Annotated in this window: 18 protein-coding genes; 7 read left to right on the forward strand and 11 right to left on the reverse strand. The window is 28.8% G+C overall.

The features are described from left to right. Positions 1 to 61 precede the first annotated feature (61 nt). The 5 genes from ilvD to ACO409_RS00315 all read right to left on the reverse strand — a co-directional run bounded on the left by ilvD (position 62) and on the right by ACO409_RS00315 (position 4,198). Complete coding sequence (gene ilvD, locus ACO409_RS00295; protein ID WP_485553842.1) at positions 62 to 1,735, reverse strand: dihydroxy-acid dehydratase; 1,674 nt, start codon at positions 1,733 to 1,735, stop codon at positions 62 to 64. 326 nt (positions 1,736 to 2,061) lie between these two features. After that, positions 2,062 to 2,226, reverse strand: coding sequence for a LemA family protein (locus ACO409_RS00300; protein ID WP_315513792.1), 165 nt, complete (start codon positions 2,224 to 2,226; stop codon positions 2,062 to 2,064). A gap of 255 nt (positions 2,227 to 2,481) precedes the next feature. After that, positions 2,482 to 3,222 (reverse strand): tetratricopeptide repeat protein, encoded by a 741-nt coding sequence (locus ACO409_RS00305; protein WP_485553843.1) that lies wholly within the window; start codon positions 3,220 to 3,222, stop codon positions 2,482 to 2,484. A gap of 17 nt (positions 3,223 to 3,239) precedes the next feature. Next, positions 3,240 to 3,377 (reverse strand): hypothetical protein, encoded by a 138-nt coding sequence (locus ACO409_RS00310; RefSeq protein WP_485553844.1) that lies wholly within the window; start codon positions 3,375 to 3,377, stop codon positions 3,240 to 3,242. Positions 3,378 to 3,403: 26 nt separating this feature from the next. Then, entirely contained in the window at positions 3,404 to 4,198 is a 795-nt protein-coding gene (locus tag ACO409_RS00315; RefSeq protein ID WP_485553845.1) for a tetratricopeptide repeat protein, read from the reverse strand. A 339-nt stretch (positions 4,199 to 4,537) separates the two neighbouring features. Between ACO409_RS00315 and argS the strand changes: the two genes are divergently transcribed. The 7 genes from argS to ACO409_RS00350 all read left to right on the forward strand — a co-directional run bounded on the left by argS (position 4,538) and on the right by ACO409_RS00350 (position 10,398). After that, positions 4,538 to 6,262, forward strand: a complete 1,725-nt coding sequence (argS, locus tag ACO409_RS00320; protein ID WP_485553846.1) for an arginine--tRNA ligase — start codon at positions 4,538 to 4,540, stop codon at positions 6,260 to 6,262. Between the two features lie 440 nt (positions 6,263 to 6,702). Beyond that, entirely contained in the window at positions 6,703 to 6,990 is a 288-nt protein-coding gene (locus tag ACO409_RS00325; protein ID WP_485553847.1) for a serine/threonine protein phosphatase, read from the forward strand. Between the two features lie 20 nt (positions 6,991 to 7,010). Beyond that, positions 7,011 to 7,865 carry a polysaccharide deacetylase family protein gene (locus tag ACO409_RS00330; protein WP_485553848.1) on the forward strand — a complete coding sequence of 285 codons (855 nt, stop codon included), beginning with the start codon at positions 7,011 to 7,013 and terminating at the stop codon, positions 7,863 to 7,865. 142 nt (positions 7,866 to 8,007) lie between these two features. Further along, complete coding sequence (locus ACO409_RS00335; protein WP_485553849.1) at positions 8,008 to 8,502, forward strand: septal ring lytic transglycosylase RlpA family protein; 495 nt, start codon at positions 8,008 to 8,010, stop codon at positions 8,500 to 8,502. A 41-nt stretch (positions 8,503 to 8,543) separates the two neighbouring features. Beyond that, positions 8,544 to 9,254 (forward strand): 3-oxoacyl-ACP reductase FabG, encoded by a 711-nt coding sequence (gene fabG / locus ACO409_RS00340; protein ID WP_485553850.1) that lies wholly within the window; start codon positions 8,544 to 8,546, stop codon positions 9,252 to 9,254. Between the two features lie 6 nt (positions 9,255 to 9,260). Further along, positions 9,261 to 9,893: a ribonuclease H family protein gene (locus ACO409_RS00345; RefSeq protein WP_485553851.1), complete on the forward strand. Its 633-nt coding sequence runs from the start codon at positions 9,261 to 9,263 to the stop codon at positions 9,891 to 9,893. 22 nt (positions 9,894 to 9,915) lie between these two features. Further along, a complete protein-coding gene (locus ACO409_RS00350) occupies positions 9,916 to 10,398 on the forward strand; it encodes a hypothetical protein (RefSeq protein ID WP_485553852.1) in 483 nt (160 codons plus the stop codon). 67 nt (positions 10,399 to 10,465) lie between these two features. Here ACO409_RS00350 and ACO409_RS00355 read toward each other — a convergent pair whose 3' ends face one another. The 6 genes from ACO409_RS00355 to ACO409_RS00380 all read right to left on the reverse strand — a co-directional run bounded on the left by ACO409_RS00355 (position 10,466) and on the right by ACO409_RS00380 (position 18,398). Continuing rightward, the gene (locus ACO409_RS00355; protein ID WP_485553853.1) at positions 10,466 to 11,407 is read right to left on the reverse strand and encodes a M23 family metallopeptidase; all 942 of its coding nucleotides are present in this window, start codon (positions 11,405 to 11,407) and stop codon (positions 10,466 to 10,468) included. Between the two features lie 38 nt (positions 11,408 to 11,445). After that, positions 11,446 to 12,654, reverse strand: coding sequence for a bifunctional phosphopantothenoylcysteine decarboxylase/phosphopantothenate--cysteine ligase CoaBC (coaBC, locus tag ACO409_RS00360; protein WP_485553854.1), 1,209 nt, complete (start codon positions 12,652 to 12,654; stop codon positions 11,446 to 11,448). A 149-nt stretch (positions 12,655 to 12,803) separates the two neighbouring features. Continuing rightward, positions 12,804 to 14,258 carry a cysteine--tRNA ligase gene (gene cysS / locus ACO409_RS00365; protein WP_485553855.1) on the reverse strand — a complete coding sequence of 485 codons (1,455 nt, stop codon included), beginning with the start codon at positions 14,256 to 14,258 and terminating at the stop codon, positions 12,804 to 12,806. 35 nt (positions 14,259 to 14,293) lie between these two features. Further along, the gene (locus tag ACO409_RS00370; protein ID WP_485553856.1) at positions 14,294 to 14,911 is read right to left on the reverse strand and encodes a retron system putative HNH endonuclease; all 618 of its coding nucleotides are present in this window, start codon (positions 14,909 to 14,911) and stop codon (positions 14,294 to 14,296) included. Then, the gene (locus ACO409_RS00375; protein WP_485553857.1) at positions 14,895 to 16,028 is read right to left on the reverse strand and encodes an AAA family ATPase; all 1,134 of its coding nucleotides are present in this window, start codon (positions 16,026 to 16,028) and stop codon (positions 14,895 to 14,897) included. Before ACO409_RS00375 ends, ACO409_RS00370 begins: the two co-directional genes overlap by 17 nt. 30 nt (positions 16,029 to 16,058) lie before the next feature. Further along, positions 16,059 to 18,398 carry an endonuclease MutS2 gene (locus ACO409_RS00380; RefSeq protein WP_485553858.1) on the reverse strand — a complete coding sequence of 780 codons (2,340 nt, stop codon included), beginning with the start codon at positions 18,396 to 18,398 and terminating at the stop codon, positions 16,059 to 16,061. Positions 18,399 to 18,494 lie beyond the last annotated feature (96 nt).

Genomic DNA, 18,494 nt, shown 5'->3' on the forward strand with positions numbered 1-18,494 from the left:
AGTTAGCAATATCAAATTCCATCTAATGTTTATTTTCTGACGAACAGTAATGTGGTATTTACTAATCTAAAATTTCAATTGCTCCTCTATCTGCAGAAGACACATGCATAGCATATTTTTTCAAGTATCCTTTAACTTGAAGTTTAAACGGTTCCAATTTAGCTTTTCTAGCTTCAATTTCCTCATCAGAAATTTTAATATTAATTGATCTGTTTGGAATATCAATTTCCACAATATCTCCATTTTGAACAATCGCAATATTTCCACCTGAAGCTGCTTCTGGCGAAACGTGTCCAATCGAAGCACCTCTCGTAGCTCCAGAAAATCTTCCATCTGTAATTAACGCAACATCTTTATCAAGACCCATTCCTGCAATCATAGCTGTTGGCGATAACATTTCTCTCATTCCTGGTCCACCTTTTGGTCCTTCATATCTAATAATTACAACATCTCCTGCCACAATTTCTCCACCAACAATCGCTTTAACGGCTTCTTCTTCACTATTAAATACTTTCGCAGGTCCTGTATGTTGCAACATTTCTGGATCTACCGCACCTTCTTTAACAACACATCCATTTGGTGCCAAGTTACCTTTCAATACAGCAATTCCTCCAGTTTTGTAAGCTGGTTTATCCCAAGGTTTAATTACATCATCATCATTAATAAATGCATCTTTTGCCAATTCTCCTTGTGTTTGCAATGCTACAGTTTTCGCATCTCCATGCAATCTTTCATTTTCAAGCAATCTCTTCATAACTCCAGTAACTCCACCCGCTCTATACAAGTCTTCAATGAAGTATTCTCCAGATGGTGACAATTTACAAATTTGACGAGTTTTTTGCGCAATTTCATTAAAGTCATTTAAAGTCAAGTCAATTCCAGCTTCATGAGCAATCGCAGGTAAATGTAACGCTGTATTAGAAGATCCTCCAAGTGCCATATCTACTGCAACCGCATTTTCAAATGCTTCTCTTGTTAAAATATCGCTTGGTCTTAAATCAGCTTTTAAAACTTCCATAATTTGCATTCCCGCTTTTTTAGCAAGTCTTGCTCTTTCTGAAAATACAGCTGGAACTGTTCCATTTCCAGGAAGCCCCATTCCAAGTGCTTCTGTCAAGCAGTTCATAGTATTTGCAGTATACATTCCTGCACATGATCCACAAGTCGGACAAGCCATTTCTTCTACAGAGTTTAATTCTTTTCTAGTAATTTGCCCAGTGTTATAAGCTCCAACCGCTTCAAACACATTACTTAATCCAATTTTTTTACCTTTATAAACTCCTGCAAGCATTGCTCCTCCACTTACAAATATTGAAGGTATATTTAATCTTGCCGCAGCAATCAACATTCCAGGCACTACTTTATCACAGCTTGGCATAAACACAATCGCATCAAATGGAGTAGCCATAGCAACTGCTTCAATCGAATCTGCAATTATATTTCTTGTAACCAACGAATATTTCATCCCAATATGATTCATCGCAAGTCCATCACAAATTCCAATTGTATTAAATTCCATTGGAACTCCTCCAGCCATTCTAATCCCATCTTTTACAGACTGAACCAAGTTTTTCAAATGAACATGCCCTGGTATTATTTCATTAAATGAGTTTGCAATCCCAATTATTGGTTTTTCCATTTCGTCATTTATGAAACCCAATCCTTTTAATAACGATCTATGTGGCGCTCTTGCTGCACCTTCTGTTAAATTGTTACTTCTTTTTTTTCCATCCATTGATTTTCACTCTCCTAATTTTTTTGTATAAATAAATATCTGCTAACTTTAAAAACTAATAATACTATTTTCCATTTAAACAACAGATTAGTTATAGATTTTCCTGCAAATAAATAAAACTCCTTATTTGCAGATAATATAAAACATAACTTTCCATCTTCAAACAGAGCTTAGCATAACACAATCGTTTAAAGTCATTTGAATATATTTTATCATATATTTTACAAAATTTTTACCTATTTTTTTTATAAAAAATAAAAGACGATTTAATGTAAATCGCCTCAAAGTTATAAAAACAAAAATAGTTTTTTAATATTATTATGATTTTATTGATTATCTTTAAAATTAGTCATTATTTTTTTATCATTTACCGATACAACAAAATCATTATTAGAAACTTTTAAGGCAATATATTTTTTATTTTGCACGATTTTAATTTCTAAAATTTCAATAATCAGTAATAATGATAAGACTAAAATTAATAATGACATAATTTCCTCCAAAATTTACTTTTTTTAATTTTTTACTCTTTTTATATATGAGTTATTATAACAAAAATCATTAATTTTGTAAAATATATTATATATATATAATCTATCTATTTTATTAATCTTTTAAAAATTAACTATTATCAATAATTTCATTTAAAAATAAAATTATATTTTATATTAGCAGGAAATCTCAAATCTCCTACAAAAAAACATAATGAATCCTCTATTGAAAAGAAATTTAGTTAATTATAAAATTTATCTTTTTGCTCGAATAATGTCAAGTGTTTCATTGAATTCCTTTTTCAAATCCTCATCATCTGAATTTTTAGCCAAATTCATCCCTTTTTTTACTAATTTTTCTGCATTATCATAATCTCCCAAATCAATATACAAAACTGCCAAATTATCGTAAGCCCACAAATTTCCTTTTTGTATTGATGCCAAATACCATTTTATTGCTTCCTTTTGATTTCCTTCATTTTCAGCAATTAATCCTAATCTATTTTCTGAAGATCCATCCTTTTCAAATTTTGTAACTTTCAAAAACCATTCCTTCGCATTTTTGTAATCTTCCAATTCTTCATAAGATGCCCCAATCCAAAAATAATTATCAGTATTATCTGCTATTTTTTGATATTCCTTATAATATTTTATAGCTTTCTCGTATTCTTCTTTTTCATAATAAACATAAGCCAAATTTGAAATTGCGTTATAATTTCCTCTTTCTATAGCCTTTAAATAGTATTTTTCAGCTTCTGAATAATTATCCAAATTATCATATAAAACTCCCAGTTTATTTAAATAATCCGCATTATTTGGAAACTCGTTTACATATTTAGTAACCAAAGGCAATAATTTCTTTTGATCATCCCTATCATAAGCCTCGCTTATCTGTTTTTCCAAATTTTCTCTTTCCTGTCTTGTCATTGCTGAAAAACTTTGAATCCCCAATCCTAAGTTTGCAATTAATACTAATAAAATCAAATATTTTCTCATATCAAAACTTTCCTTTCCTAAGTAGCTATTTGTAAAAGTACAAGAATCCAATAAACACAATATTTTTTTAATGCTTGATTTTTCTGATTTTCTCTACTCCCTGGCAAAAAGCCTTGCCCTCTTGTGATTATAAATACTGTTTTTAATTCATTCACTTTTACAATCACCTAAAATAAAAATATTATTTTTGACTATTTTTAATTTCTTCTATAGCTTCCTGTATTTCCTTCGTTTTCTCACTATTTTTTTCTTTTTTTACTGTTTCAAAGGCTTTTTGAAGCCACTCCAATGCCATTTTTTTATCTCCCAGCTGATAATAGAGATCGCCTAAATTAAACTGGCCTCCTAGACATCCCTTATTTGCAGAAGTTAATAGCCATTTTTTTGCTTCCTTCTGATTTCCTTCATCCAAATAAATCATTCCCAGAATATTTTCCGATACTCCGTCTTTATCATAAATAGATGACTTAAAAAGATACTTTTTCGCTTCTTCTGGATTATTATCATAATAATTAAAAATTCCAAAAAGAAAATCCTTTAACTCCGGTTCATCTTTAAACATCTCATTATATTCTTTTTCATCAACTTGATTTAACCATTTTAACGCACTTTTATAATCTTCTGTAAAACTATAAAACATTCCAATCATAAATCGTATGTCGTATTTTTTACCATCTCCAGCAATAAAAGGATATTTTTCCTGCAATTTTACAGCCTCATCAAACTCCTTTTCAGCTTCATCCTTTCTTCCAGATCCATCATAAATTAATCCTAATATCGCTTTATATATAATTTCTGTAGGATTTTCCGATATTTTCTTTTTTAATATTGACACACTTTTTTGAGTATTTCCTCTATCAATATTTTCAAAAGCTTGATCAATAATCTTGTCAAATTCTTTTGAATTTATAGGTAAATTTTGTGCTGCAAAAGATAAATTAGATAAAATTAAGAGAAAAATTAAGATTTTTTTCATTTAATCACCATCCTATTTTCATAATTTTTATTTTTAGATTTTATTGTAAACATATATTATTTATTTTTTTTATTATAAGGATTTAAGATTCTTTGGTGAACTACTCCCGCTTGTAGAAGCCGGAGACTTCTTGCTATATTTTGTTAAATATAAAATTTACAATTATGATAACATTTTTAAATTTAACTGTCAATTTTCAGTCTTACATTTAGTTCTAAAAAATTTGAAAAAAACTTGCACATATAGTATAATAAAATATATTAAGTTTTTAAAAAAAGGATTATGCGTTATCCTAAAATTAACGTAAATTTTGAAAGAAAGGAAAAAAATTTTTAAATAATGGAATTGCTGACAATAAAATTAAAAAAGTTATTTTCAGAAAATGTAAGCAATATTTTTGGTGCTGATTATGCAGAAAAAATTGATATTCAAAATTCTACAAAAAAAGAATTTGGAGATTTTCAGACAAATTTTGCAATGGTTAGCTCAAAATTAATTAAAAAAAATCCACGTGAAATTGCAAATATTCTTGTGGAAAATTTTTCAGAAAATGACATTATTCAAAAGCTGGAAATTGCAGGACCAGGATTTATCAATATTTATCTAAAGAATAGCTTTTTAAATGAAGAGATAAAAAAAATAGAAAACGAAAAATATGATTTTTCATTTTTAAATACTGATAAAACCGTGATTATCGACTACTCATCTCCGAATATTGCTAAAAGAATGCATATTGGACATTTGAGAAGTACAATTATTGGGGATTCTATAAAAAGAATTTTAAAATTTCTAGGATTTCACACGCTTGCCGATAATCATATTGGTGACTGGGGAACACAATTTGGAAAACTTATTGTGGCTTACAAGAACTGGCTGGACAAGGAGGCTTATGATAAAGATCCAATTGGAGAACTGGAAAAAATCTATGTAAGATTTTCAGATGAAGCTAAAATAAATCCTGCTTTGGAAGATGAAGCACGAGAAGAATTAAAAAAATTACAGCTTGGAGATGAAAATAATCAAAAATTATGGAAAGAATTTATTGATATTTCACTAAAAGAATATAATAAAATTTATAATAGACTTGGCGTAAACTTCGATTACTATTTTGGTGAATCATTTTACAATAATATGATGCCATCAGTTCTTGAAGAATTAAAGCAAAAAGGTATCGCAAGGGAAGATCAAGGAGCATTAGTTGTATTTTTTGAAGATGATAAATTGCCACCTGCGATTGTTCAAAAAAAAGATGGAAGTTTTTTGTATACGACTTCAGATCTTGCTACAATGAAGTTTAGAAAAGATGAATTAAAAGTCGATGAAGCAGTTTATTTAACTGATGATAGACAGCAAAATCACTTTAAGCAAGTTTTTGAAATTGGAAAAATGCTAGGTGAACCTTACAATTATAAAAAGACTCACATTGTATTTGGAATTATGAGATTTGGTAATGGGATAATTTTCTCTTCTAGAAGTGGAAATATAATAAGACTTGTAGATTTGCTAGATGAAGCAAAAGCTCAAGTGAAAAAAGTAATTGATGAAAAAAATCCAAATATACCAGAAGATGAAAAAGAAAAAATTGCTGAAATTGTAGGAAGCGGAGCTATAAAATATTTTGATTTGAGTCAAAACAGAACTTCTGATATAACATTTACTTGGGATAAAGTGCTTAGTTTTGAGGGAAATACAGGACCTTATCTACAATATACCTATGTTCGGATTATGTCGATTTTTAGAAAACTGAAGGAAGAAAATATCGAAGTTAAAAATAATGATGTCATTTTAGACAATATGAACGGAATTGAACGTGAACTTGCAGTTGAATTATTAAGATTTCCACAAGCTGTAGTAAAATCTTATGAAAATTATCGTCCAAACATAATAGCAGATTATTTATTTGATGCAGCAAAATTATTCAACAATTTCTATAATTCAAGCTCTATTTTAAAGGAAGAAGATAAAAAAGTAATGAATGCAAGAATTTTACTAGCAAAAAAAACTGCATTCATATTAAAAGAAGGGCTTAGTTTACTTGGAATAAACACAGTAGATAGAATGTAAACGAAAACTTAAAAATTGTATTTTTAAAATTTAAAAAAATAAGTTACTAAACGTATCTAACATTATGCAAATTAAAAATTTACAGTTTTTATCTTTTAAAATCAATAATAATATAGTATCGATTAAAAAAGAGAAAAAATTAATCAAAAAACAATTTTGATTTAATGGTTATTTAATGGTTATAGTGTATACTATATTCAGATCGATTAAAAGATCTGAAACCTCAATTAACCCCCCCTTTTATGAGACCTCTTTTTTAAGAGGTCTTTTTTATTCCGTTTTACATCAAATCTGTTGAATAATTTAGGTAATAAAACTACTTTAAATATACATTACTTAGAAATACTAACTTTATATAAATTTAAAAGCAGTTCAATATTACAAAAGTTTGATTTAAAATTTATAAACTATAAAAAATAAAAATAGAAATGAGGAGAAAAATGGCAAAGCAAAAACAATTTATTTATGACTATAGAAATGATCATGATGGTGAAAGTGGCAAAAAATTAGCAAAAAATGCACTTATTTTGCTTATTATTTCTATACTGCTTTTTCTTTTTTCACATTTTGTCCTAATCAAACAAGGTGAAAAATTTAAAAAAGAAATTCCATCATTGAAAGAAAATAAACAAAAATTAGAAAAAGAAGTTGAAATTCTTGACGGAAATATCAAGCACGGTAACGACAGTTACAAAAAAGTTGAAGCATTAATTAACAAATACAAATAAGAAATGAGAGGTAATTAAAAATGAAAAAAACATTTTCAGTCATTGGGATAATATTGGCTATAATAGGATTTTTGTATTCAGGAGTACATATTTTTGGTACAACTGCAAAATTTATAGAACATCATAGCTTAGTATCAAATGTAAAAAGATTAACTAAAGAAAAAAATGACAAAACTGCAGAATTAGCTGCTGTTATTAAGAAAAACGCAGATGTAAAAGCACAATATCAAAAGTTAAAAATTGAGAAAAAAATTAAAACAGTTTATTTGACATTTGACGATGGACCTTCGGGACATACAGATCAAATTCTTGAAATTTTGAAAAAGAATAACATAAAAGCTACATTTTTTGTAATTGGAATTGGAAAAAACTTTAAAGACTACAAGAAAATAACTGATCAAGGACATGCTATTGGACTTCACAGTTTTACACACGAATATAAAAAAGTTTATGCAAGTGTAGACGGTTTCTTTAAAGAATTTTATCAAATACATGACGCTGTAAAATCTGCAACTGGACAAGATGTTAAAATTATAAGATTTCCTGGAGGTTCAAGCAACACTATTGCTTCAAAACCTTTAAAAACTGCTATCATTAACAGATTGACAAAAGAAGGATTCGTTTACTTCGACTGGAACTGTGACAGTACAGATGCTTCAGGAAATAACATACCTGTAGCAAAATTAGTAAAATATGGTATTTGTACAACTCATCCTGACATTAATGTCCTAATGCACGATACAAATGCTAAAAAGACTACTGTTCAGGCTTTACAACAAATTATAGATGGATACAAAAAAGCTGGATATACATTTGAAACTCTTAATGTAAACAGCCCTAGAATTCAACATGTTAAACAACCTGAAATGAAATAACTAAGAAAAAAAAAAGTGAATTAACCTAATAATATGATATAATTATTTATATGTTCTCAAAACAAGAAATAAAAGGAGAGACTACTAAAAATATTTCAAATAGAGAATATATATTTTAATAAATTTTTAGTAGCAAATATCAATGAAAAAAATAATTACTATGTTTGCAGGTTTAATGATTTCGTTATCATTAGTTTCAGAAGCAAAAGCAGACGAAACAAATATAATTTACATAAAAAATGACATGATGAAAGCAGCTGATAATGAATCAGATTTAATTGTTGCAAAAACAACTAAAAAATCTTCAGAAGTGAAAAAATCTGAATCAAAAAGTAAACATTCACAAAGCGGAGTTGCTTCATATTACAGTAAAAGATTGCAAGGAAGCAGAACAGCAAGTGGAGAAAGACATAATTCAAATGAAATGGTAGCTGCACATAAAACTCTGCCATTTGGAACAAAAGTTAAAGTTACAAATTTAAGTAACGGTAAAGAAGTCATTGTAAAAATAAATGATAGAGGACCTTTTGCAAAAGGACGTGTAATAGATTTAAGTTATGGAGCTTTTTCCAAAATTGAAAGTCCAGGAAAAGGACTTACAAAAGTAAAACTAGAAGTTCTAAACTCTTTAGAATAACTAAATTATAAAATTTAAAACAAGAAAGGTGGAAAAATATAGTGTTAAATGGTAAAATCGCATTAATTACAGGTGGTTCAAGAGGAATTGGAAAGGAAATCGCATTAAAATTTGCAGAAAATGGTGCTACAGTCATCTCTGGAGATTTAATTGATCCTGATTACAACCACGAAAATGTTTCACACATAAAATTAAACGTTACAGATAGAGAAAATATTAAAGAAGTTGCAAAAGAAATCAAAGAAAAATACGGAAGATTAGACATCCTTGTAAATAATGCAGGAATTACAAGAGATGCCTTGCTTCAAAGAATGAAAGAAGCTGACTGGGATTTAGTAATTGACATTAACTTAAAAGGTGTTTACAATGTAATGCAAGGATTTGTTTCATTATTATTAAAAAGTAAAGCCTCAAGCGTAATTAATATGGCTTCTGTTGTTGGAGTTGACGGAAATGCAGGACAAACTAACTATGCTGCTACAAAAGGCGGTGTAATCGCTATGGCAAAAACTTGGGCAAAAGAATTTGGTAGAAAAAATCTTAGATCAAATGCAATTGCACCAGGATTTATTGAAACAAATATGACTCATGCATTGCCTGAAAAAATTGTGGAAAATGTGCTTGCAAATACACCTCTTAGAAAAATGGGAGATGCTCAAGATGTAGCAAATGCAGCATTATTCCTAGCAAGTGATATGTCAAAATTTGTTACTGGACAAGTTTTAAGAGTTGACGGAGGATTAAATTTATAATTAAAAATGGCACAAAATAAAAAATTCTATGCCTATTTCATTATAGATACAAATGAAACTGGAATACTAGAAAATTGGACAGAATGTCAAAAAAAAGTAAATGGTAAAAAAGCCCGTTATAAATCATTTAAAGATCTTTTTGAAGCACAAGAGTGGTTAAATCTTGGAGCAAATTATGAAAAAAAAGAAAAAAATGACTTAATAAAATTGTACTCCAAACTAGACCGTGATGCAATTTACTTTGATGCAGGAACTGGAAGAGGAAATGGAGTAGAAGTCAGATTAACTGATTTTGACGGCAATTCGCTACTTTACAAAATTATGAATAAAAAAAATATCAATGAATTTGGAAACTATTATGTTGCCAGCAACAGGACAAATAATTTTGGTGAGTTAACTGGTATTTATATAGCTTTTGCCTATGCTCAAAAATATGGAATCAAAATAATTTGTGGAGATAGCTCATTAGTTATAGAATACTGGACTAAAGGTCAATATAATAGTTCCAATCTTGAAAATGATACAGTTGAACTCATAAAAAAAACTATTCAAATGAGAAATGAATTTGAAAAAAAAGGGGGAACTGTAAAAAAAATCTCTGGAGATGCTAATCCAGCTGATTTAGGTTTCCATAAATAAATATCATCAATAAGGAGATTTTATGAAAAAATTACTACTAATAATAATGATGCTTGTAATATCTGTTATTGGAACAGCTGCTAAAAAAAATATAAATAAATCTTATGAAGGAGAATATGTAAGATCAACAAATACTTTTACTTATATAAAAGATAATTTAATATTTCCAAATAAGACAATCAATTATACAGTAAAAGACGATTCTGGATTATTAGATCAAATTTATAATTTTATTAGTCAAAAATATGGAGTTACAGATACTGATGTTATTGTTTTAAACGTTAACGGTACTGTTTCAAATAAAAATAAAACTATAACTATTAAAAAAGTAACTAATTATCAAATACCTGAAGACAGATTACATCCATCAGAATTTGGTTTACCATCACCATCAACTACTGATACCAAAACTAATGAAAATACAGGAGTATCAGATGATAAATCTGAAGTACCTAATACTCCAAATTTAAATAATACTGGTTCATTCTTTGAGCAAAAAAATTAAAATTATAAAAAAAAAGACTTTTTTCAAATGAATTAAGTCTTTTTTATTTTACTTTTTAATGATTATATTATTTATTTTTTGATTTTTTCAAGTTTTTAATTTTATGTATTATTTCTCCATTTTTATTTAGTTCATTTTTCTTTTCTAAAAATATACTTTTATCCCTAAATCCAATATCATACCCTTTTGGTTCAAACCATTCTGTTTTAGCTGCTTTAGTTTGAACCTTTATTTCATGTTTTGACATTTGATTTCCATTTTTTATTTTAAAATACATTTCTGGATCAACTCTATTTGTAAGACCTTTTCCACGCATTTCAAAAGCTATTTCAAAATGTAGATGAGGAGCATGTGTTCCACTCGCATTTCCAGTTGTTCCTGTTTTAGCTATTACTTGCCCAGCTTTTACTGTATCTCCAATTTTTACATTCACTTTACTCAAATGGCAATATCTAATATATTTTATCTGCATTGTATTAGGGTCATAATTTGGACTATATGACCATTCTCTTGCACTTTCTTTAGGCTTATAATTTTTTCTTTTTATTTTTTCCAGTTCTTTTGGATTAACTTCCAAATAAAGATTTAGTCCGTATCCTTTTTTATCCACATACATATCCACAATTTTTCCATCTAACACAGCATAAACATCTGTTCCAGGCAATGCAAAAATATCAATTCCTTGATGCCCTCTTGCTCCATTACTTCGAGTAAGCCCAAATTTAGCCCAGTCAGGATAAACTTCTCCACGAAAATTATAATACGTAACCTGTGGATCTTTTACTGGATTAATTCTAAAAATTTTATCATCTTCATCTTCAGTCGCAATATTTCCAAAATTAATATTTTTTCTACCAAATATCATTCCTAAAATTATAATTCCTAAAATCAATAAAGCCGTTATTCCCAAAATTATTCCTGTTTTTTTTCTAGATTTTGAATTTTTCTTTTCTAAATTTTCTTTTTTTTCATTCAAAACTCTATTTACATTTTTCTTTTCATTATCCATAACATTAATTCGCTAAATTTGTATAGCTTCTCCTTCTTTTATTTATTTTTTTCCAACTCAAAAATAACTTCATTCAAAATATCATAAGCCAACTCAATCTTACTTTTCTGACTAATTTCCACCGAAGTCCTATCTTTTTTAATAATCTCAATCACATTTTCATTGCTGCCCATTACAGATGCATTATTTGCCACTATAATATCCAAATTTTTCTTTTCCAGCTTTTTTAAGGAATTTTCCTTTATATTGTTAGTTTCTGCCGCAAATCCGACTAATAGCTGCTTTTCCTTCTTCTTGCTCATCTCTAGCAAAATATCAGGATTTCTAACCAATTCTATAACAAAATCCGAATCAGATTTCTTTATTTTTTCATTTTTGTATTCCTTTGGTCTGTAATCAGCAACTGCCGCACAAGCTATGAAAATATCAGTATTTTTAAAATATTCATCCACTTTCTCATACATTTCCAATGCCGATTCTACAAAAATAAATTTTTCAAGTCCATTTGGAACTTTCAAATTCGTAGGCCCACTAATTAAAGTTACTTCTGCTCCCAAATCAGTGGCTGCCTGAGCAAGTGAATACCCCATTTTCCCACTTGAATTATTTGACAAATATCTGACAGGATCAATATTTTCCTTTGTTCGCCCACTTGTTATAAGAATTTTTTTACCTTTCAAGGCTGTATCAAAATTCTCAAATTTTGAAAAAATACTGTATCTTTCTATTTCATCGACAATATCTTCTGGCTCACTCATTCTCCCCTTCGCACTATAATTGCAGGCAAGCAGTCCTTCTTCTGCATCAATAAACCTATATCCAAAAGATTTTAGCTTTTGAATATTTTCTTTTAAAATTGGATTTTCATACATATTCACATTCATCGCCAAAGCAAAAAATACTGGCTTTCTTACTGAAACAGCAGAAAGGATTGTTGTAAGCATATCATCTGCAATCCCATTTACTACCTTTCCAATTATATTATAAGTCGCAGGTGCAATCAAAACAACATCCGCCCAATCCGCAAGTGAAATATGCTCCACCTCATAATGCGGATTACTATCCCACATATCCACATAAATCCTATTTCTTGATAAAGTTTCAAGAGTCAAAGGTCCAATGATTTTCGTAGCATTCTCAGTCATCACAACTTTCACATTATATCCCTTCTTTTTCAAAAGCGACACAATCCCAGCTGACTTATATGCTGCAATTCCACCTGTAACTCCTACTAAAATATTTTTCATAAATTTCCTCATTTTTATAATATACTTTATTCGATAGCTTAAATTTTTTTTATTTCACAAGGAGTCAAGACCCCTTGCTTCAGAATATTTATTTTAAATACATATAGTTTTTGACCAAGTCTAATATCTCAATTTTTCTAGAATTCAAATTAGATAAAATCATAATCTGTACTTCCATCTCGATTATCCTTAATTTCTACTCCAAGTGCCTTCAATTCATCCCTAATTTCATCAGATAACTTGAAATTTTTCTCGCTTCTTGCCTCACTTCGTAATTTTATCAGCAATTCAATTAATTTTTTAGTCAATTCCATATTTTCTCCATCTTCTTCCTTTGCAGAATTTTCCATTTCAATTTCTATTCCAAAAACATTTCCTATTTTTCTTTTTAAAGATTCATAAGATTTTTCTATTTCAGAATAAATTTTAGAAAGTTCATCTTTATTTACAGAAATAAATTTATTCGTTTCCCTAATCTGATCAAAAATAGTCGCTAATGCCTGCGGCGTATTCATATCCTCATCCATCGCATCTTCAAATTTTTTATCAAACTCATCAATTTTTTGAGAAAAATCCAAATTCTTAATTTCTACTGTTTTTTCATTCTTATATTTTTCAACAATACCTTCAAATTTATTCATTGATTTTACAATGTTTTGCAACGCTTTTTTTGTATCTTCCATATTCTCAAATGAAAAATTAATCGGCTTTCTGTAATGTGTACTAAGAATAAAAAGCCGTACTGCATTTCCAGAAAATTTTTCAAGTATTTCTCTTAACAGAAAGAAATTTCCTGTTGACTTTGACATCTTATCCCCATTTATCTGAATAAATCCGTTGTGAAGCCAGTAATTTGCAAAATTTCCGTGATAAGCACACTTGCTTTGGGCAATCTCATTTTCATGATGCGGAAAAACTAAATCCTGTCCACCACCATGAATATCAAACGTATCCCCAAGATATTTTTTTGCCATTGCACTACATTCTATATGCCATCCAGGACGCCCCTGTCCCCAAGGCGATTCCCAAAACGGCTCCCCTTCTTTTTTCTTTTTCTTCCAAAGTGCAAAATCCATCGGATTTTTCTTTATTTCTGACACATCAATCCTAGCCCCAAGTTCCAGCTCCTCAATTTTCTGATTTGACAATTTCCCATAATCTTTATATTTCTTCACCTCAAAATAAACATCTCCATCTTTCTCGTAAGCAAACCCATTGTCAATCAATTTTTGAATAATCTCAATAATTTCTGCCATATTCTCAGTAACCTTAGGTCTTTTCACACTTTCAAGAATATTCAACCTGTTAATATCTTCAAAAAAACACTTTATATATTTTTCTGAAACTTCACTTGCAGAAATTCCTTCTTCAATTGATTTGTTTATAATCTTATCGTCCACATCCGTAAAATTCTGCACATAATCAACTTCCATCCCTTTATATTTAAAATATCGTGCCAACGTATCAAACACTACAATCGGACGTGCATTTCCCAAATGTATATAATTATAGACAGTAGGTCCACAGACATACATTTTTACCTTATTTTCTTCTATTGTCTTAAATTCTTCAATTTTATTTGTCATTGTATTGTAAAGTTTCATTTTTTATTCTCCTAATTTTTTTCAAATCCTTATTTTTATTCTATTTTAAAACTCTCAATTAAAAAATTTCTCAATGTTGGAAAATCTAAATTTTCAGATATTTCTCTCAATATTTCATCATCGTAAGTTTTTTGATAATTCTCAATCATTTTTATTACACTTTTTCTTCCCTTTAACAATCTTTTATCACCATTCAAATTTAATATTTTAATCGTGTATTCAACTTTTTCTGAATCTTTTTCTGAAATATCTTTTCTTGGAATTATCTCTCCTGTCATTCTGTTATATGAAAAATATTTATCTGGATTATCAATTACAGGATTTATAAACAAATCACTCCATTTATTACTTTTCTTTGAGCCACAACTCTCAATATTAAGACATCCTGCAATAAAATTTTTATAATCTGAAAATAATTCTGGAAATTTATCTTTTGGTTTAATATGTTCTATCTGACTTTTTTCATTTTCAATTATCTTTCTTTCACAATAAGGACAATAACTATTATTTCCGATTTTTTGTTCATTTTCCAACATATAATTTTTTAATTCTTTTTTTATGTTAAAATCAAAATCTTTCCAATTTTTTGGTTTTTCTTTTTTCTTAAATTCTTTCAAAAAGTTCGGCTCTGAAGTTTTAATTATTTTTAGCATTTTTCAATCCTTTCTTTTTGATTTGAATTTCCATATCTATAAGCATAATGTCTTCATCCGTTGTTCCCAATATTTCTTTTAGATCCTTATAATCTTTTTTAAAATCATCCGTTTCATATTTATTCTCATTAACCATTTCCCTAATTTTTTCTAATTTATCAAATATTTCCTGATTTCTAGTTGTTTTAAGCCCCATTATATCTTCCAAAATTCTCTCTGTCGGCTGTCCATAAGAATCATGCAACTCATCCCCAGTTTTAACCACAATTTTCCCTTCATCATCCTTATCCAGCAACATAATATTCTCTTTTCTCACACTCCCCAAAATATGTGGCGAATGTGTTGCAATAATAATCTGATTGTTTTTCCCAATTTTTGTATAAACATCGACAATTCTCTGCTGCCATTTTGGATGCAACGAAAGTTCTGGTTCATCAATCAAGATAATTGAATTTTCAGGTTCCATTGTTCTTATTGCTAATGTTCGTAAGAATAATTGTTTTTCTCCTGATGATAAATTATTTATATCGAATGTATCACCTGATGAATTTTTAAAGATAGGAAGTATTTTTTCTAAACTGTTAGCTTTTGACATTCCTACTAATTTAATATCATTATTTTCATCGAGAACTTGAAACATTTCATTTATTTCAGAAACTACTTCTTCCATTATTTGTTGTGAACTTTTATCACTTCCTTCAGTTACTTTATTCATAATTTTGGATCTTATATAATCAGGAATGTTACGAAATTTATATGTTCCAATAGTATACGAAAATTTATCTTTAATTAATTCTAAAAAATATTTTTCATCATTCCATACATTTCTAAATTCTACTGTTGCTGGAACATAAATCACCTTAGTTTCTCCATTTTCAATCAAGTTATTTAAACTTTTTTCATCTGATTCAAATTCTATATCTATTTTATTTTTATTTTTTAAACCTTGTTCAATATTTTTAAAATAATCTGATATAACTTCCAAAACTGTTGTTTTACCTGTTCCATTTACTCCAGCCAAAACCACTACATCTAATATTTTCCCATCATTTTCAAAATTAATATTTAAATTTTTCAATCTTTTTTCATTTTCTATGTATAAGTTTTTTATTTTCATATATAAAAAATCTCCCTTAACATAATTTAATTATTTCAAAGTAACTACTGTACACCCAACTCCCCCTTCATTCTGATTAGCATCCTTAAATTCTGTCACATATTTTGAAGTTCTTAGGTATTCGTGGATTTTTTTTCTTAGAACCATTGTTCCTTTTCCGTGGATTATGTAGATTTCGTGGTAGCCTGTAAGCATTGCTCTATCCATGTATGTTTCAAGTTCTGCGATTGCTTCGTCGGCATTCATTCCACGTAAGTCGATTTCTCCTCGTACTTGGGAAGTTCGTTTTAATGAAGCAAAGTTTTTGAATTTGTTTGTTTTTTTCTTTTGGATTTTTACGATATCGTCAGTTGATACGACCAGCTTTAATATTCCAGTTTGTACTTGGATACGGTTGCCTGGCATTATTTTTAAGATTTTTCCATTTTGGTTCATTGTTTTTACAAGGACTTCTTCCCCAACAGAAAAATCTATATTTTGATTGATAACCTTCTTTTCCTTTACATTTTTTTTCCTATCTGTAATAAATGATTCACGCAGCATATTCAGGCTTCTTTGAGCATTTTTTGCATCTTCTTTTTTTGATTCTTCACTATTAATTTTATCAATCAGATTTCTGGCTTTTGCTTGCATATTTTTTAAATAATTGTCAGCTTCTTCGTAGGCACGTTTTATAATTTCATTTTTTTCATTTTCAAGTTTTATCATTTTTTCTTTATAAATATTTTTTTGCTTATCAAGTTCTGTTCTTGTTGCTTCTAATTGTAAATGCATCATTTCCAGTTTATTATTTTTTTCTTTTATAGATTTTAACATTTCTTCGACACGCTGATTATCTTCACTTATATAGCTTTTTGCATTTTCAATGATTTCTTCACTAATTCCATATTTTCGTGCAATTATAAGGGCATTGCTTTCTCCAGGTATTCCTTCCAGCAGTCTATATGTTGGCGATAATGTTTCCACATTAAATTCCATTGAAGCACTTTTTATTCCTTCTGAATTAAAGGCATAAGCTTTTACTTCGCTGTAATGGGTTGTGATTATTGAAGTTACATGCTTTTTATTTAGATAGTCAATAACTGCCATTGCAAAAGCTGCTCCTTCCATCGGATCAGTTCCACTTCCCAGTTCATCCATTAACACAAGAGATTTACTGCTTGCATTTTCAATTATATCTTTTATTTTGCTCACATGCCCTGAAAATGATGATAGATTCTGCTCCAAACTTTGCTCATCCCCGATGTCAGCTAGTACATTGTGAAAATATCCAATTTCAGTTTTTTCATTTGCAGGAATCGGAATACCTGATAATGCCATAATTGTAATAAGTCCAGCCACTTTCAATGTTACTGTTTTTCCACCAGTATTAGGTCCTGTAATAAGCATTATATTTTCAGGATTCCCAAGCTCAAAATTAATTGGAACAACTGAATTTTCATCAATCAGTGGATGTCTTGCTTCTACTAACTTCAAATATTCTTTATTAATAATTTTCGGAACAACGCATTTTTTATTAATTGAATAAGTCGTTTTCGCATCAATAAAGTCAAGTTTTTCCAAAATTTCTTTAATTTCCAGAATTTCTTCTTTTTTAGTTTTTACAATTTCTGTAATTCTAAGTAGTATTTTTCTAATTTCTTCACGTTCACGAGCTTCATATTCACGCAATTTGTTGTTTAATGAAACAACATTTAAAGGCTCGATGTAAACTGTACTTCCTGTCGCCGACCTATCATGTTCTATCCCCTTTATAAGTCCTTTAAAATCAGTTTTTACAGCAATTACATATCTGTCATTTCTCTGTGTTACTATTCTTTCCTGAATTGCATTTTGTGTATTTTTATTGGAAATCAGCTCATCAAATTTTTCTTTAATATTGGCATTAATATTTTGCTTTTGTCTTCTCACATCTCGAAGCCCAATCGAAGCATCATCTTTTAAGACACCTTCATCATTAATAACTTCTGAAATAAAATTCTCAATATCTTTAACTTCTTCAACATCACTAAACAGATTCCATATTGCTCTATACTTGTCCCTAACATTCTTAGCCCTGCTTTTAGAAATCCTAAAGATAGTCAAATTCTTTTTTAAAACTGCCAAATTCTCAATGCTCAAATATGAACCAATTATATCAATAGAACTCATCATCCCAGTAATATCTGCAAGACCTGCAAGTTCTAGCCCATCATCATACTTATAAAAGTCAATCATCTCCATCATAAGCATAAGTTCCCTGTCTAATACCGATTTTTCTTTTATAATATCAATATCTAAAAATTTCTCTTTTGTCTTTTCCAATCTTGATAAATCAACAAGTTCGTTAATTATTTTATAAAATTCCAATACATCATAATTTTTTTCCATCTTCTTCCCCTCAACATTTTTTATTTCAAATATCTAACTAATTTTAATATTTTTTATTTTATTTATTTTTTATTTTAATGCAATAGGAATGGCAAC

It is taken from the genome of Leptotrichia sp. (assembly GCF_057270615.1).